Below are 13,344 nucleotides of genomic sequence, written 5' to 3'. Positions count from 1 at the left end.
CATCAGATGTCAAGCCATATCGACGCTCAAGCTTCTCATTCATAAACATAACCCGACCGCCTCTCCGGATACATATATAGGAGAGGCGGTCGGGTTATTAAAGTGACAAGAAATGTCAGTTAGCGGGACTCATAAGTGTCAGGGGTAGTTGTATCCGTGCCTGCATAGTCTGAACGTGCAGGTGCAGGTACCGGACCGTTGAACTCTGGAGTCGTGGTATCTGTGCCATAAGCGGCCGAAGTAGCTGTTCTCGGTTTAACGGCTCCTGCATAAACAGTATCATCATCCTGGTAAGTAGACTGCTCATTCTCCAGGCGGCGCTCCTGCTCACGCAGTTCCTCAGGACTCTTTTTAGTGCTGAATGTATCCACAGAACCATAGGCACTCCCTGCCGTTTCATCCTGACCAACCAAAGGATCAGTTGTTCCAGGAGTAGGAGCAGGAAATGCTGCCGCAGCAGGTAAGCCAGGATTGACGGTACCCGCAGGTCCGTTTACACCAGCCAATCCAGCAGGATACACCACGGGTGGTACAGTATCAGCCGCAGGATTGACAATGTTATTTCCGGCATAACTATTCTCTACAGCCGGAGCATCAGCGCGCACATCGGCATCATAGGCACCAGCCTGCCGCAAGATACGCACAGCTTCATCATAACGTCCAGGTGCATTCACCGTCACAAGCGTACGACCCGTATTTAACTGCTCCTCATAATAGCGGGCCTCATGCTCTGGAACGCCCAGGTGCATCAAAGAACCAACAAAGCCACCGGCCAGAGCTCCCAAAGCCGCGCCACCCAGCGTCACAGCAAGGATACCGCCGGCAATAGCGGGCCCAAATCCAGGGATAAGTAACGAGGTAACGGCGCCAATCACCCCACCGATTACACCACCGCTAACAGCACCGGTCGCCGTCGCTGGAACATTACTGGCATCTTCAGTATCGCCAAATGGTGCGGCGGTATTATGATCCCGGCTAATAAAACCAATCTGCTCATCGGTAAAACCAGCACTATGGAGTTGGGATATGGCCTGTTCTGCTAAGGTTTGCTCGGAAAAAACACCTACCGCAGTTGTGCGTTCTGTCGTTGACATACGATTCTCCTCCTCGAGTGACTGAAAAATCCAACCATTACTCATCAATACTAACGTTATTCAAATTTTTTAAATTTACTACGTATATCTCGATTAAAGTGTCTTATCAATATTTTCTACATTAATACCAGTTCAATGCTATCCGGTTTTTACACGGATTATCCCTACTAATGGATGCACCACTCCTGGAGAGAGCTTGCTTGTATGCAGGGAGGTGCAGGAGGGGCGGCGAGCCCTTTCTGCCGGAGTGCGGTGGCAGGCATGCTGGGGGCATGCCAGTCCCCTCTAAATTCTTTGTCCCACACCCGCTGCAGCGGGTGTGGGACAAACACCACTTGCATATTCATAGGTATGCTATGATATAGTATATCTTCTTGCTTTTTTTAAATATATGCATTTTATTTGATTGATTTCATATTAGAAAACAGCTATAACGAGCTGATAAACAACCCTAAAAGGCGCAAAAATGCAGGGACAAGCGAAAAAAATAGACAATCTACACACTTCAAAAGCATTGACACAACACTACACTTAGGAATACTATGTGCAGGATAGCTGATTAGTGCTATGCAATATGCAACGCATTGGACCCATTTTACAAAGTACGTAAAAGGATCACATTATCATGTCACAGATGCAGGATAGTAACCATGGATTGCCCGGTGAATACGATGAAGATGATATAGAGCAGCAGCTCTTAGATGGTCTTTCATTGAGTTCACCGCCTTCGAACCACTCAGGCACCCATGACACAGTATCCCCGGTAAAATTAGACCACGAAGATCCCCCGTGCACTTGAGTAGTGATACCCAGGGAGCACTAGGGCTCTTTGCAGAGGCAGCTCAGGATATGGCCACGGCTTCAGTCGAGCTCAGTCTTGGACGACATTTTGCCTGTGTGGATTTCTGTAATCAGGCAGCAGAGAAGGCAGCACAAGCTGTGAGCTTGCTTCGCTTCGGTCGTCGAACAACCTACGATCATGATTTGCGTGCCCTTGGATCTCAGGTTGGTGCCCCGAACGACATTTTACCCGAGATGGAGCGGCTGACCCCCTTTCATCCCGAAGCATTTTATGCTGACACTCCTCCTGAAGAAGCCGACGAGGTCATCAATGCGGAACAGGCAGGCAGCTATGTACAAAGCGCTCGCAAGATACTACGTTGGGCACGTTCAATTGTACTCAGCGTATAATTGTTATTTTTTCGGGTAAAGGCTATAAAAAAAGCTTTTATCAATACGTTAAGCCCACAACATTTAAGTTGGAGGAAGTTTTCATGACACAACAGATTACCCATTCCGAATTGGACGAGGCAGTTAAACGCTCTCCTCGTAAATGGGTCTACCTCTTTAGCGAGGGCAATGCTAGCATGCGCGAATTGCTGGGCGGCAAAGGCGCAGGTGTGGCAGAAATGACCAACGCCGGGCTCCCCGTACCTCCAGGATTTACTATAACAACAGAAGCATGTAACGGTTACTACGACAATAATCAGCAATTTCCAGATGGTGTCTGGGAACAGGCAAAGGCAGCCCTGGCCGTTGTCGAAAAACAAACAGGCAAGGGTTTCGGCTCAAAAGAAAATCCACTCCTGGTATCGGTTCGCTCAGGCGCCAAATTCTCGATGCCTGGTATGATGGACACAGTTTTGAACCTCGGTATCAACGACGAGACTGTTCAGGGTCTGGTAGCGTTAACAGGTGACGAGCGCTTTGCTTATGACGCCTACCGCCGCTTCATACAGATGTTTAGCAAAATCGTGCTCGATACCAATCCTCAAGACTTTGAGGCAGTGCTGGAACGCTACAAACACGAAGCTGGCGTCCAGACTGATGCAGAAATTCCTGCTGCTGATCTAAAGAAGCTGGTCGCTGAATTTAAGCAGATCGCAGAGCGCGCTTCGGGTCAACCTTTCCCCACCGATGTGTACCAACAGTTGCACAAAGCTATCGAGGCAGTGTTCTCTTCCTGGAACAACAAACGTGCCATCGATTATCGTAACTTCAACAAGATTCCTCACACCCTTGGTACAGGTGTCAACGTCCAGAGCATGGTATTTGGCAATATGGGCAACAATAGCGGTACCGGTGTTGCTTTCACTCGTAACCCTGCCAATGGCGATAAAAAGCTGTATGGCGAGTATTTACTGAACGCCCAGGGTGAAGACGTGGTCGCTGGTATCCGTACGCCATCACCAATCAGCCGCCTGGAGCAGGATCTGCCTGAGGTTTATCAGCAGTTCCAGGAAATTGCTCAGCGCCTGGAGAAACACTATCGCGATATGCAGGACCTGGAGTTCACCGTTGAAAAGGGCAAGCTGTACATGCTGCAGACCCGCTCCGGTAAACGTAACGCTGGTGCTGCGGTCAAGATCGCGGTCGACATGGTTGAAGAGGGTCTGATTACCCTGAAGAAGCGGTCAAACGCGTTGAGCCTTCGCAGGTTTATCAGCTGCTTCTGCCCCGCTTCGACGAAGCCGAGAAGAAACGTGCCGAGCAAGAAGGTCGCCTGCTGGCCAAAGGTCTGAATGCATCCCCAGGTGCCGCCTACGGTAAAGCCATCTTCGACGCTAATCGCGCTGAGGAGCTTGGTAAAGCTGGTACCCCGGTTGTGCTGGTACGTCCAGAGACGAGTCCGGATGACGTGCATGGAATGCTGGTCGCCAAAGGTATCCTGACCGCTCGTGGTGGTGCCACCAGCCATGCCGCCGTAGTTGCCCGTGGATTGGGCCTCCCCTGCGTCGCCGGTTGTGAAGGGATCCGTGTAAGCGAAGAGCAGCATCTCTTCCGCGTCGTCGGTTCCGACACAGTCATCAAAGAGGGTGATGATATCTCGATCGATGGTGCTACTGGTGAAGTGTATGCCGGTATTATCAAGACCGTAGATGCCGATTTCGACAAAGAGACCGATCTGAAGAAATTGTTGGGCTGGGCGGATGGGTTCCGCAAACTAGGTGTCTGGGCGAACGCTGACTACCCACGTGATGCCAGGCGCGCAATCACCTTTGGTGCTCAGGGTATTGGCCTCTGCCGTACCGAGCACATGTTCATGGAGCAGGAGCGTCTGCCAATCGTACAGAAGATGATCCTGGCCAAGAGCAAAGAGGAGCGCCAGGCTGCCCTCGATCAGCTGCTGCCATTCCAGCAGAGCGACTTCAAGGGTATCTTCTCAGCCATGGTTGATCCCAATACCAACGAGGGCTATCCAGTCGTTATCCGTTTGATCGACCCACCACTGCATGAGTTCCTGCCTTCTTACGAGGAGCTGCTCGTCGAGGTAACCCGCCTGGAGACACAGGGTGGCCATGAGGCAGAACTGGAAGAGAAACGTCAACTGTTAGAAGCAGTTGGCTCTATGCGTGAGATGAACCCCATGCTGGGTCTGCGCGGTTGCCGCCTGGGCCTGCTCTTCCCTGAGATCAACGTTATGCAGACCCGTGCCATTCTGGGTGCGGCCGCCGAGCTGGAAAAAGAAGGCAAGATCCTGCATCCGAAGATCATGATCCCTCTGGTTGGCCATGTCAACGAATTGAAAGAGGTCCGCCGTCAGTTAGAGGCTGTGGCAGCGGAGATCACGACAGATGCCGGTAAGCCGATCGACTACAAATTTGGTACGATGATTGAGCTGCCACGCGCAGCCCTGACCGCCGATCAAATTGCTCCAGTTGCCGACTTCTTCAGCTTCGGTACCAACGATCTGACACAGACCACCTTCGGCTATAGCCGCGACGATGCAGAGGGCAAGTTCTTGCTCAAGTACGTCGAGGGTCTGGAAGAGCCCGGCTTGAAAGACAAAGTAAAAATTCTGCCCTCAATCCGTTCCAGACACTGGATCGCGATGGTGTTGGTCAGTTAGTAGCTATGGCGGTAGAAAAAGGTCGCAAGGCCAATCCAGGTATCGAGTTGGGTATCTGCGGTGAACATGGTGGCGATCCTGATAGCATTGAGTTCTGTAACCAGATTGGACTTGATTATGTCAGCTGCTCACCATTCCGCGTTCCTGTTGCTCGCCTGGCAGCCGCACAGGCCGCCCTGTCCCGCACAGAGAAAGATCGCTAAAAGCGCTTTCTCTCACCGGATATAGCAGCAACAAAGCCCGTAAGTACACTTCAAAAAGCGTACTTACGGGCTTCTTCTGTAAATAATCCCTCTCATCTAACCTGAGATCAAAAAATCCTCCTCCATCTTCCGTCTTTTGGATGATCCTTGCCTGGGATTATATCTACTATGCTCTATTAGGAGAGTCCCGAGAGGCTTTTTCGGCTGTGACTCTTATTTCTTACCGGCATCACCACAGGTAAAGCATGCATTCCAGCTTTAATTGTTTCAACAGTGAGGAGAAATAATTATGGATACACCGCGGTTCGCAAACATGCCGAACACGAACATATCGCAGGGTTATACAGCCTCCCCATGGTGGATGGTGATGATGGAAGGTGTAGCGCTGGTCATCGTAGGCTTGTTACTGTTAGTGTCCCCCTCTACGACTACCCTGGTTCTGGTGCGTATTCTGGGTTGGTTCTGGCTGATTGGAGGTATATTAAGCATTGTCAGCATCTTTATCGATAACACACAATGGGGCTGGAAACTGGCCATTGGTGTGCTTGGTTTATTGGCCGGCCTGGTGGTCATCCAACATCCATTGTGGAGCGCAATCATGATCCCAACCTTGATCGTGATCTGTCTGGCCGTACAAGCTTTGATCGTTGGAGCGATAGAACTGATTCAAGGATTTAGCGGTGGAGGCGTGGGGCCGTTCTGTTAGGTATCATCAATATTCTCCTGGGCATCGTCCTTTTATTATCACCATTGTCAGCCGCGATCGTTCTTCCAACAGTTGTGGGCATTTTCGCATTGATCGGTGGCGTCATTGCCCTCTTTGGCGCGTTCCGCTTGCGTAACGAAGCTCAACTCACAACCACACGACCATCGGTCATCTAGTTTTAACATCCTGGCATTTCCCACTAAACTCCTTATAATTTTGAGAGAGTTTAGTGGGAAATTATTATATATTTCAGTAAAAAAAATACGATAGAGTTAACAATAGGGTAATTATACTTATAAAATTCATGAAGAGAAAATGCTGCGCTGGCAGAAAACATTTAAGAGCTTGCTGATCCATGAGTGTCGTGTTACGATATTTATAGGCGTTTTTGTTGTTGTCTTTTGTTGAGAGGATAAAGAAACGTGGAACATTCTCTTTCTCACGCAAAGGAACAGGAGCCCATAGCGCACGCACAACTGCCTCCAAGAAAACATATTCGACGGCTGCGCGTGCTCTCCATTGGGGCGGGAGCTGTTGCGGCCCTTATACTGGTATTGTTAATCGCCCTGGGATCTCGTGGCTTTCACTGGTTCGACGCCGCGCTGATCGGTTATGCGGTGGCGACGATCTTCGCGACTGCCGCCGTGACTTACAAGTATACATTCTGGCTGGCGCGCCCACCCACGGGCCGCTACTGGCGTAGAAGCTGGCAACTCTTCTTATCCTATGCGAATTTCCGCCACTACACGGTGCTGATACCCGCGGCTATCGGCGATCTCTTCGCGCAAACCTTTATCCGCAGACGTGGCCTCTATCGTTGGATCACACACCAATGCATCTTCTGGGGCGTGCTACTCTCATGCATGATTACCTTTCCGCTAACCTTCGGCTGGCTACGCTTTACACAGACCGCGACCGGCCTCTATCGTATCTGGTTCTTTGGGTTCGGCTTATTTGACTTTCCATCACATTCGCTCTTTGGCTTCGCGGTTATCCATGGGCTGGACTTCACGGCTGCCTTACTGTTTATTGGACTGGTGCTGGCCTTTCACCGGCGCTTCCATGACCTGGCGGTGGTAACGGTACAGCGTTTTCGTTTTGATATGGTACCGCTAGCTTTGTTAATGGCTATTGTCGTCACTGGATTGGCGCTGACCGCCGATAGTACCTGGCTAGGTGGTGCCTACTACTGGTATATTTCACTTACCCACGAGACAGTTGTTGTACTCTGGCTCATCTCATTACCATTCGGTAAGTTTTTCCACCTGATCGAGCGACCTGCGACCGTGGGCATCGAGCTCTACTGGCGTACCGGCGAGAGCACAACCCAACAACGTTGTGCGCGCTGCGGCGAGGAATTCGCACCAGCACGTTTCATCCAGGATCTAAAACGCACTCTGTATGAGGTTGGAGAGAATTATAGTCTGGGTGAGAAGCCGTTACCAGCTGTTGATATTGTTAGCCATGAGCCCGCCGTCAAGAGTACACCCGCAATGGAACAGGAGATCAATAAGCTCTGGTGGCAAGACATGTGCCCTTCATGCAAACGTGTTATGCGAGCCCAGGCCAATCTGGCCGCGCTTGGACGCGATGGCAACCAATTTTTATAACCTCGGCCAGTAAGAAGGGAAACAATTATGAGTGTTGATAAAGGAATCTTTCGCCGTCGGCAGCGCCAGCTTGAAGTGTTTGATTATCACACGGGTGAGCCATCGGTGACGCCCTGGAAATCAGATGAGCAGATTGACCGCTATGTGCCAACCCATTGCTGTTACTGCGGCGTGCAGTGCGGTATGTATCTCAAAGTGGCTCGCGGCAAAGTAGTCGGGGTTGAACCGCGCGAGGATTTTCCGCTCAACCACGGTATGTTGTGTCCAAAGGGGTCAACCGCTTATCAGACAGTCAACCATCCCGATCGCCTGACCTATCCACTTATGCGCCGCCATGGAAAAGGCAGTCCACTGGAGCGCGCCAGCTGGGATGAGGTGTTGGATACAATCGCGACGCGTTTTCGTGCCTTGCAGGCTGAATACGGTAAAGATACAGTGGCAATCTATAGTGGCTCTTCAATGACAAACGAAAAATGTTATTTGATGGGTAAATTTGCCCGTGTAGCTGTAGGAACGCGCCACACCGATTACAATGGGCGACTCTGTATGTCCTCAGCCACCGGGGCCAACGAGCGATCCCTGGGCATCGATCGTGCAGCCAATCCCATCAGCGATATGCTGCATGCCGATTGTATCTTTGTAATCGGGGCCAATGTTGGCGAGTGCTTTCCAATTGTGACCAGCTATCTGTGGCAGGCTCGCGACAAAGGCTGCAAACTCATTGTGGCTGATCCCGCCAGACACCGATCGCACGTACAGCGGATGTTTTTCTTCCTTTGCGCTCTGGCACAGATTCCGCGCTGCTCAATGGTATGCTGCATGTAATTATTAAAGAGGGCTTGATTGACGAGAATTTCATTCGTGAGCGCACAGTGGGCTGGGAAGAAACTAAAGCCCTGGTCGAGCAATATCCACCCGAGCGTGTAGCCAGGGTATGTGGCCTGAAACCAGAAGTTATTGTCGAGGCCGCACGCATGTATGGACGCGCCAGAGCAGCATTGATCTATACCGCACGTGGCTTAGAGCACCAGAGCAAGGGGGTCGATAACGGGGTCACAGCGGCAAATCTGGCCCTGGCAACGGGCAACTTTGGCCGCCCCGGTGCGGGCTACGGTACATTGACAGGACAGGGCAATGGACAGGGTGGGCGCGAAATGGGGCAAAAAGCTTCGCAGCTGCCTGGCTGCCGTGAGGTCGACAATCCAGAGGATCGTGCCTATATCAGCTCTGTCTGGGGTATTGAAGAGGCGGATCTGCCACATTCTGGCTATCCCGCGACCTTGATGATCCCCGCGATGCTGCGCAAAGAGTTACGCGCCTGCTTTATGATCTGTTCCAATCCAATGGTTTCACTGCCCGATCAACATACGGTTGAGCGAGCACTGCGCGGCCTCGATCTCTTCGTCGTGACCGATTTCTTCCTCTCTGAAACGGCGGAACTGGCGGATATTGTACTACCCGGAAGTAGCTGGGCTGAAGATGAAGGGACAACCACCAGCCTCGAAGGACGCGTCATTAAATATAACAAAGCAGTCGAGCCTCCAGGAGAAGCCCGGCGTGACTGGGAGATTGTCTGTGACCTGGCACGTCGCCTGGGCAAGGGCCAGTACTTCGACTTTCATTCCACGCGCGATATCTTTAATGAATTGCGCCTCTGTACACGGGGAGCTAAATCGGACTACTGGGGCATCACCTATGAAAAGATCGATGAACAAAACGGGGTGTTCTGGCCCTGTCCGAGTGCCGAACATCCAGGAACCCACGCCTCTATGAGCAGCGCTTTGGCTTCCGGATGGAAAAGCACGCTTTCATCCCATCACCTATGTACCGCCAGCAGAGGAGCCAGACGAAGAATATCCATTGGTGCTTACTACCGGGCGCGTGATTTATCACTATCTGTCCGGCAATCAAACACGGCGCGTGCCATTCCTCAAGGAACAGGCTCCTTATCCCTGGGTGGAGATGCATGAACAGGCTGCGGCTCGCCTGGGCATAGTAGATGGAGATTGGGTAACAGTACGCACAAGACGTGGTGAACTGACCGCACCAGCACTGGTTGTGCGCTCGATCCGACCAGATACATTGTTTATTCCTTACCACTATGGGCGCACGCAGGCGGCCAACCAGCTTACCAATCCTGTCCTGGAACCAATGATGAAAATACCAGAATACAAAGCTTGCGCGGCCTCGGTGATGCGTGCAACACACAAACCTGAATGGGCCAATCAAGAAGATACGCAGGCATTGTTGGAGGCGGGACGGCGGCGGCATGAGCTACCCGCAGCCCAGGCAAAAGCTAATCCAACGTTACGCTAGAGAAAGGGTGATAGTATGGCTCAGCCGATAAAGAGAATTTTTCTAGATCCTTCACGCTGCATTGGCTGCCGTTCGTGTGTAGCGGCGTGTCGCGAGTGCGATACCCACAAAGGCGAAAGCATGATCTATATTGATTATATAGAGCGACAAAATACGGTAGCCTCTTCACCAACGCTGTGCATGCACAGTGAGAATCCATTAGCCCCTGCGCCAGGTCTGTCCCGCCCAGGCTATTCTGGTCAGTCCGATGGAGTGGTACAGTCAGCGGACGAAACGCGTTGTATCTACTGTGAAAATTGTGGCTATGCCTGCCCTTTCGGCATACCCAAGTTTCATCGAGATGGTCACTATATGCAAAAATGCAACCTTTGCTATGACCGCACAAGCCAGGGCAAAGGCCCTATGTGCGCGACGGTCTGTCCGACACAGGCTATTTTCTATGGGACTTATGAGGAGTGGATGGCAGCTGGTCGCGCCCAACAGGGCGCCAAACCAGTTAATACCTTCTATTTCGGACGGCAGCGCGTACAAACGCGCAACTATGTGATTATGCCTGAACAAGAGGATGAACTGGATCTGATGGCGCTGGTTGAGAAAGCCGAGCTCGGCTTACATGCGAACCTTCCAGCAGCGACGGCCAATCAAGATGCCGATACATGGGTCGATGCGGAGACAGCAGGCATTCCACAACGCGAAATCAAACCTTCGCCGTGGACACCACTGCAACCACTCTCTCCAACTCCTACCCCAACACCTGTTCCAGCACAAAGTGAGAGCTAAATTTTTAGTCGCCAGAAGGAGCGAGTAAATGGTAAAAGAAATGGACCAGCCAGCCAGGACGCCCACTGAATCTGCACTACCACCCAGGACTTCCGAAGAGGAATGGCGCAAAGAGTTTCCTTATCCCTGGAATGAGGACGAAATTGTCACGCGACGCGATACATTGCGCTTTCTCCTCGCCGGCTCTGGCGCCCTATTCCTGGCCACCGGTGCGATTGCCATACTTGGCACGCTACCTAAAAATCCCAATCTAAAGGCGATACCTATCGCTAAAGAAGGTGAACTCGCAGAGCATCAATGGAAGGTTTTTAACTATCCCGACGAGTACACGCAGGGAATCCTCATCAATCTACCGGGTCATGGATTGGTCGCCTATAGCGATGTCTGCACACATCTTTCGTGCGCAGTGCTCTATCAAGGTGATGGTAAACTGCACTGTCCTTGCCATGAAGGCTTCTTCGATGCCGCTACAGGTAATGTGCTGGCAGGCCCTCCAACGCGACCATTGCCATTGATACAACTGGCCAGGCAGGATGGCACTATTTATGCTCTAAAGGAGATAGCGCGATGAGTAAAGATAACATCATCCTACCTCAGCATAAAGCCAATCCAGATGATCCACCAGTAAAGCCACCACCACATGGGCCACATGGACCAATGCCAGGGCCAAACTTTCTCGGTCTGGAAGGGCGCATAGCCATTGTACAGGCTCAGGTGTTTCTACTGGCCATGATTATGATCGCGCAACTCTGGCTCATCACAGATGCATTGTATGAACTCCTATCGGGACGTACTGCAATTCTTGGCTGGCTCGCACTTGCCAGTGGCATCATCTTTGTAGTAGCCCTGCTGGTTACTTTCTGGCCAAAACGACGTATTGAAGGGCTTTAACTATCCTGACCGTATTATCTAGCTTGAAAAATGGAGTAAGCATATGGAGCCAGAAATAGATCAACCTGGGGAGATAAGTAACAGTGTTGGCCGCCCCCTCGCTCTAACCGCATAGACGCGGAACATCCCATAGGCGGCGATATGGCGGAAATTCTGCAGGGTCTGTTTATGCGCTTGCGCCTGCCCTGGTTAGAACAGCATCACGCCCGCATTCCTATACTGGCCTTATTCAGCTTTATCAACGGCTGTATCAGTATTGGCTTGATGTCCATACTGGCACTCATCACAAGCTCGCCCCTTATTTTTCCTTCGCTCGGCCCAACAGCTTTTCTCTTCTTCTACACACCACGCGCTCCCAGCGCCTCGCCGCGCAATACAATTATCGGACATACGATCGGCGTGGTGGCAGGCTATTTCAGTCTCCTCGTTACGGGACTCACCACAGCTGGACCCGCCTTGAGTGTAGGGGTAACCTGGCCGCGCGTCATTGCGGCCGCACTCTCACTGGGTCTGACAGCAGGTCTGATGGTACTCCTTAAGTCACCCCATCCACCAGCGGGCGCGACGACATTGATCATCTCGCTGGGCATCCTAACCAGGCCCTGGCAACTATTACTACTGCTGATCGCCGTTGGCTTGCTCACATTGCAGGCAATCGTCATTAACCGACTGGCGGGTATCCCCTATCCGCTCTGGAACCCGCCGAGGGAAGAGCTTGATCATTCTTGATGTACCAACGGCTAAGGCTTCTTATCGACATTGACAGATCCGCTACCAATATTGACGGTGATTTGGGCCTGAGGCGCCGAGCCAACCTGGTTACCACCAAATTCGTTATGGATAGTGCCCGATCCGGTGCTGGCACGGAGTTGAAAGGCCGCGTTATCGGGCAAAGTCACATCGACATCCCCACTATTGGTAGCCATTTTATAGCTTCCTCGGCCATCCATAGAGCCATCAAAGCGTACTGAGCCGCTATCGGTCTTTAAGGTCGTTTGCCCCTGCAAGGCTCCACTTCTAACTATGACATCACCACTCCGCGTAAGTGCCTGGAGCTGCCCCTGCACATTAGTAATATGGATCGAGCCACTACCCGCATCCATAGACATCTGGCCATTGATATTGCGAGCGGTAATGTCGCCGCTCTCGGTATGCACCGTTACAGGTCCCCGGATATCTTCCACGTCCAGGCTACCACTGGATGTATCTACATTTGCTCCACTGATGCCCTGCACAGCAACCGAGCCGTTATTGATCTCCACCTGAAGCAGTGCATTGGCGGGAGCCGTCACATCATAATCCAGATCTTTAAAGGCTGGATCGGTATCGATAGTAATCTTGTCGTGCCCTTGAGCGTCGGTACCCTGATCATACAGGACGCGCGTATCATTGGCATCTGGTCCCTGGTCAGGACTGCCATGCTTACGGGCCACAATCGTCATGGTGCCAGCGGTTCCGGCATGCACATTGACATCACTGCCATGCCCCTTAATAATCAACAGGGCGTGATCTCCCACCTGAAAACTCTTCTTTTCGGGCCCTGGATTGCTGCTGCCGCCAGTGGTATCATGGGACGCGCCGTTGGCGGCCACAAATGTATTATCATTGGTCGCGTAATCGGTTTTGTAAATGCCGATGACCAGTACCAGTAAGATGATCAGTACGACGCCGATCACGGCTAGCCAGAATAATGTTTTTCGCTGCATACGTTTATATACCTGTATTTTTTGATGAGACAGCAATAAATATTACTTCTAGCACGTGCAACCTTTGATCAACGATGCAAAAGGCTTTTAAATATACAATATTTGATTCTAGCGTCGCTTGCCATTTGTTGTACGCACAGCTATACTAAGAAACCATCGAGATAGCCAGGTGATATGATGAAGAAAAT

14 protein-coding genes and 2 pseudogenes are annotated in these 13,344 nt (G+C 51.5%); 14 read left to right on the top strand and 2 right to left on the bottom strand.

Annotated elements, in window-relative coordinates; genetic code table 11:
* Nucleotides 1-119 precede the first annotated feature (119 nt).
* Entirely contained in the window at nt 120-1,094 is a 975-nt protein-coding gene (locus EL645_RS15380; protein WP_161977382.1) for a general stress protein, read from the bottom strand.
* A gap of 625 nt (nt 1,095-1,719) precedes the next feature.
* Here EL645_RS15380 and EL645_RS39310 point away from each other — a divergent pair.
* From EL645_RS39310 to EL645_RS15330, 14 genes and pseudogenes are all read left to right on the top strand, one after another.
* Nucleotides 1,720-1,893, top strand: coding sequence for a hypothetical protein (locus tag EL645_RS39310; protein WP_161977381.1), 174 nt, complete (start codon nt 1,720-1,722; stop codon nt 1,891-1,893).
* Entirely contained in the window at nt 1,890-2,285 is a 396-nt protein-coding gene (locus EL645_RS15375) for a HEPN domain-containing protein (protein ID WP_126551338.1), read from the top strand. Before EL645_RS39310 ends, EL645_RS15375 begins: the two co-directional genes overlap by 4 nt.
* Nucleotides 2,286-2,368: 83 nt before the next feature.
* A pseudogene (gene ppdK, locus EL645_RS45455) lies at nt 2,369-5,147 on the top strand (pyruvate, phosphate dikinase).
* Nucleotides 5,148-5,436: 289 nt separating this feature from the next.
* The gene (locus tag EL645_RS15365; RefSeq protein ID WP_126551337.1) at nt 5,437-5,853 is read left to right on the top strand and encodes a DUF308 domain-containing protein; all 417 of its coding nucleotides are present in this window, start codon (nt 5,437-5,439) and stop codon (nt 5,851-5,853) included.
* 44 nt (nt 5,854-5,897) lie between these two features.
* Nucleotides 5,898-6,029, top strand: a complete 132-nt coding sequence (locus tag EL645_RS45450) for a hypothetical protein (protein WP_371865679.1) — start codon at nt 5,898-5,900, stop codon at nt 6,027-6,029.
* 246 nt (nt 6,030-6,275) lie between these two features.
* Nucleotides 6,276-7,463 carry an MFS transporter gene (locus EL645_RS15355; RefSeq protein ID WP_126551335.1) on the top strand — a complete coding sequence of 396 codons (1,188 nt, stop codon included), beginning with the start codon at nt 6,276-6,278 and terminating at the stop codon, nt 7,461-7,463.
* A gap of 27 nt (nt 7,464-7,490) precedes the next feature.
* The gene (locus EL645_RS44185) at nt 7,491-8,288 is read left to right on the top strand and encodes a molybdopterin oxidoreductase family protein (protein WP_218031858.1); all 798 of its coding nucleotides are present in this window, start codon (nt 7,491-7,493) and stop codon (nt 8,286-8,288) included.
* Complete coding sequence (locus EL645_RS40975) at nt 8,240-9,433, top strand: molybdopterin oxidoreductase family protein (protein ID WP_218031857.1); 1,194 nt, start codon at nt 8,240-8,242, stop codon at nt 9,431-9,433. Before EL645_RS44185 ends, EL645_RS40975 begins: the two co-directional genes overlap by 49 nt.
* A complete protein-coding gene (locus tag EL645_RS40970; protein ID WP_218031856.1) occupies nt 9,327-9,779 on the top strand; it encodes a molybdopterin dinucleotide binding domain-containing protein in 453 nt (150 codons plus the stop codon). Before EL645_RS40975 ends, EL645_RS40970 begins: the two co-directional genes overlap by 107 nt.
* 15 nt (nt 9,780-9,794) lie before the next feature.
* Nucleotides 9,795-9,869: pseudogene (locus tag EL645_RS45445) on the top strand (4Fe-4S binding protein); the annotation flags it as partial.
* Between the two features lie 30 nt (nt 9,870-9,899).
* Nucleotides 9,900-10,559, top strand: a complete 660-nt coding sequence (locus EL645_RS15345; protein ID WP_218032073.1) for a 4Fe-4S dicluster domain-containing protein — start codon at nt 9,900-9,902, stop codon at nt 10,557-10,559.
* A gap of 28 nt (nt 10,560-10,587) precedes the next feature.
* Nucleotides 10,588-11,130, top strand: coding sequence for a QcrA and Rieske domain-containing protein (locus tag EL645_RS15340; RefSeq protein ID WP_126551334.1), 543 nt, complete (start codon nt 10,588-10,590; stop codon nt 11,128-11,130).
* Complete coding sequence (locus tag EL645_RS15335; protein WP_126551333.1) at nt 11,127-11,450, top strand: hypothetical protein; 324 nt, start codon at nt 11,127-11,129, stop codon at nt 11,448-11,450. Before EL645_RS15340 ends, EL645_RS15335 begins: the two co-directional genes overlap by 4 nt.
* Nucleotides 11,451-11,591: 141 nt before the next feature.
* Nucleotides 11,592-12,179 (top strand): HPP family protein, encoded by a 588-nt coding sequence (locus EL645_RS15330; protein WP_126551332.1) that lies wholly within the window; start codon nt 11,592-11,594, stop codon nt 12,177-12,179.
* Nucleotides 12,180-12,190: 11 nt separating this feature from the next.
* On the opposite strand, the gene EL645_RS15325 is transcribed toward EL645_RS15330, so the two are convergent.
* The gene (locus tag EL645_RS15325) at nt 12,191-13,156 is read right to left on the bottom strand and encodes a DUF4097 family beta strand repeat-containing protein (protein ID WP_126551331.1); all 966 of its coding nucleotides are present in this window, start codon (nt 13,154-13,156) and stop codon (nt 12,191-12,193) included.
* Nucleotides 13,157-13,344 lie beyond the last annotated feature (188 nt).

The sequence above is a fragment of the Dictyobacter kobayashii genome (assembly GCF_003967555.1).
In the GTDB taxonomy this organism is placed as follows: domain Bacteria; phylum Chloroflexota; class Ktedonobacteria; order Ktedonobacterales; family Ktedonobacteraceae; genus Dictyobacter; species Dictyobacter kobayashii.
This window is presented reverse-complemented; position numbering and strand designations above follow the sequence as displayed.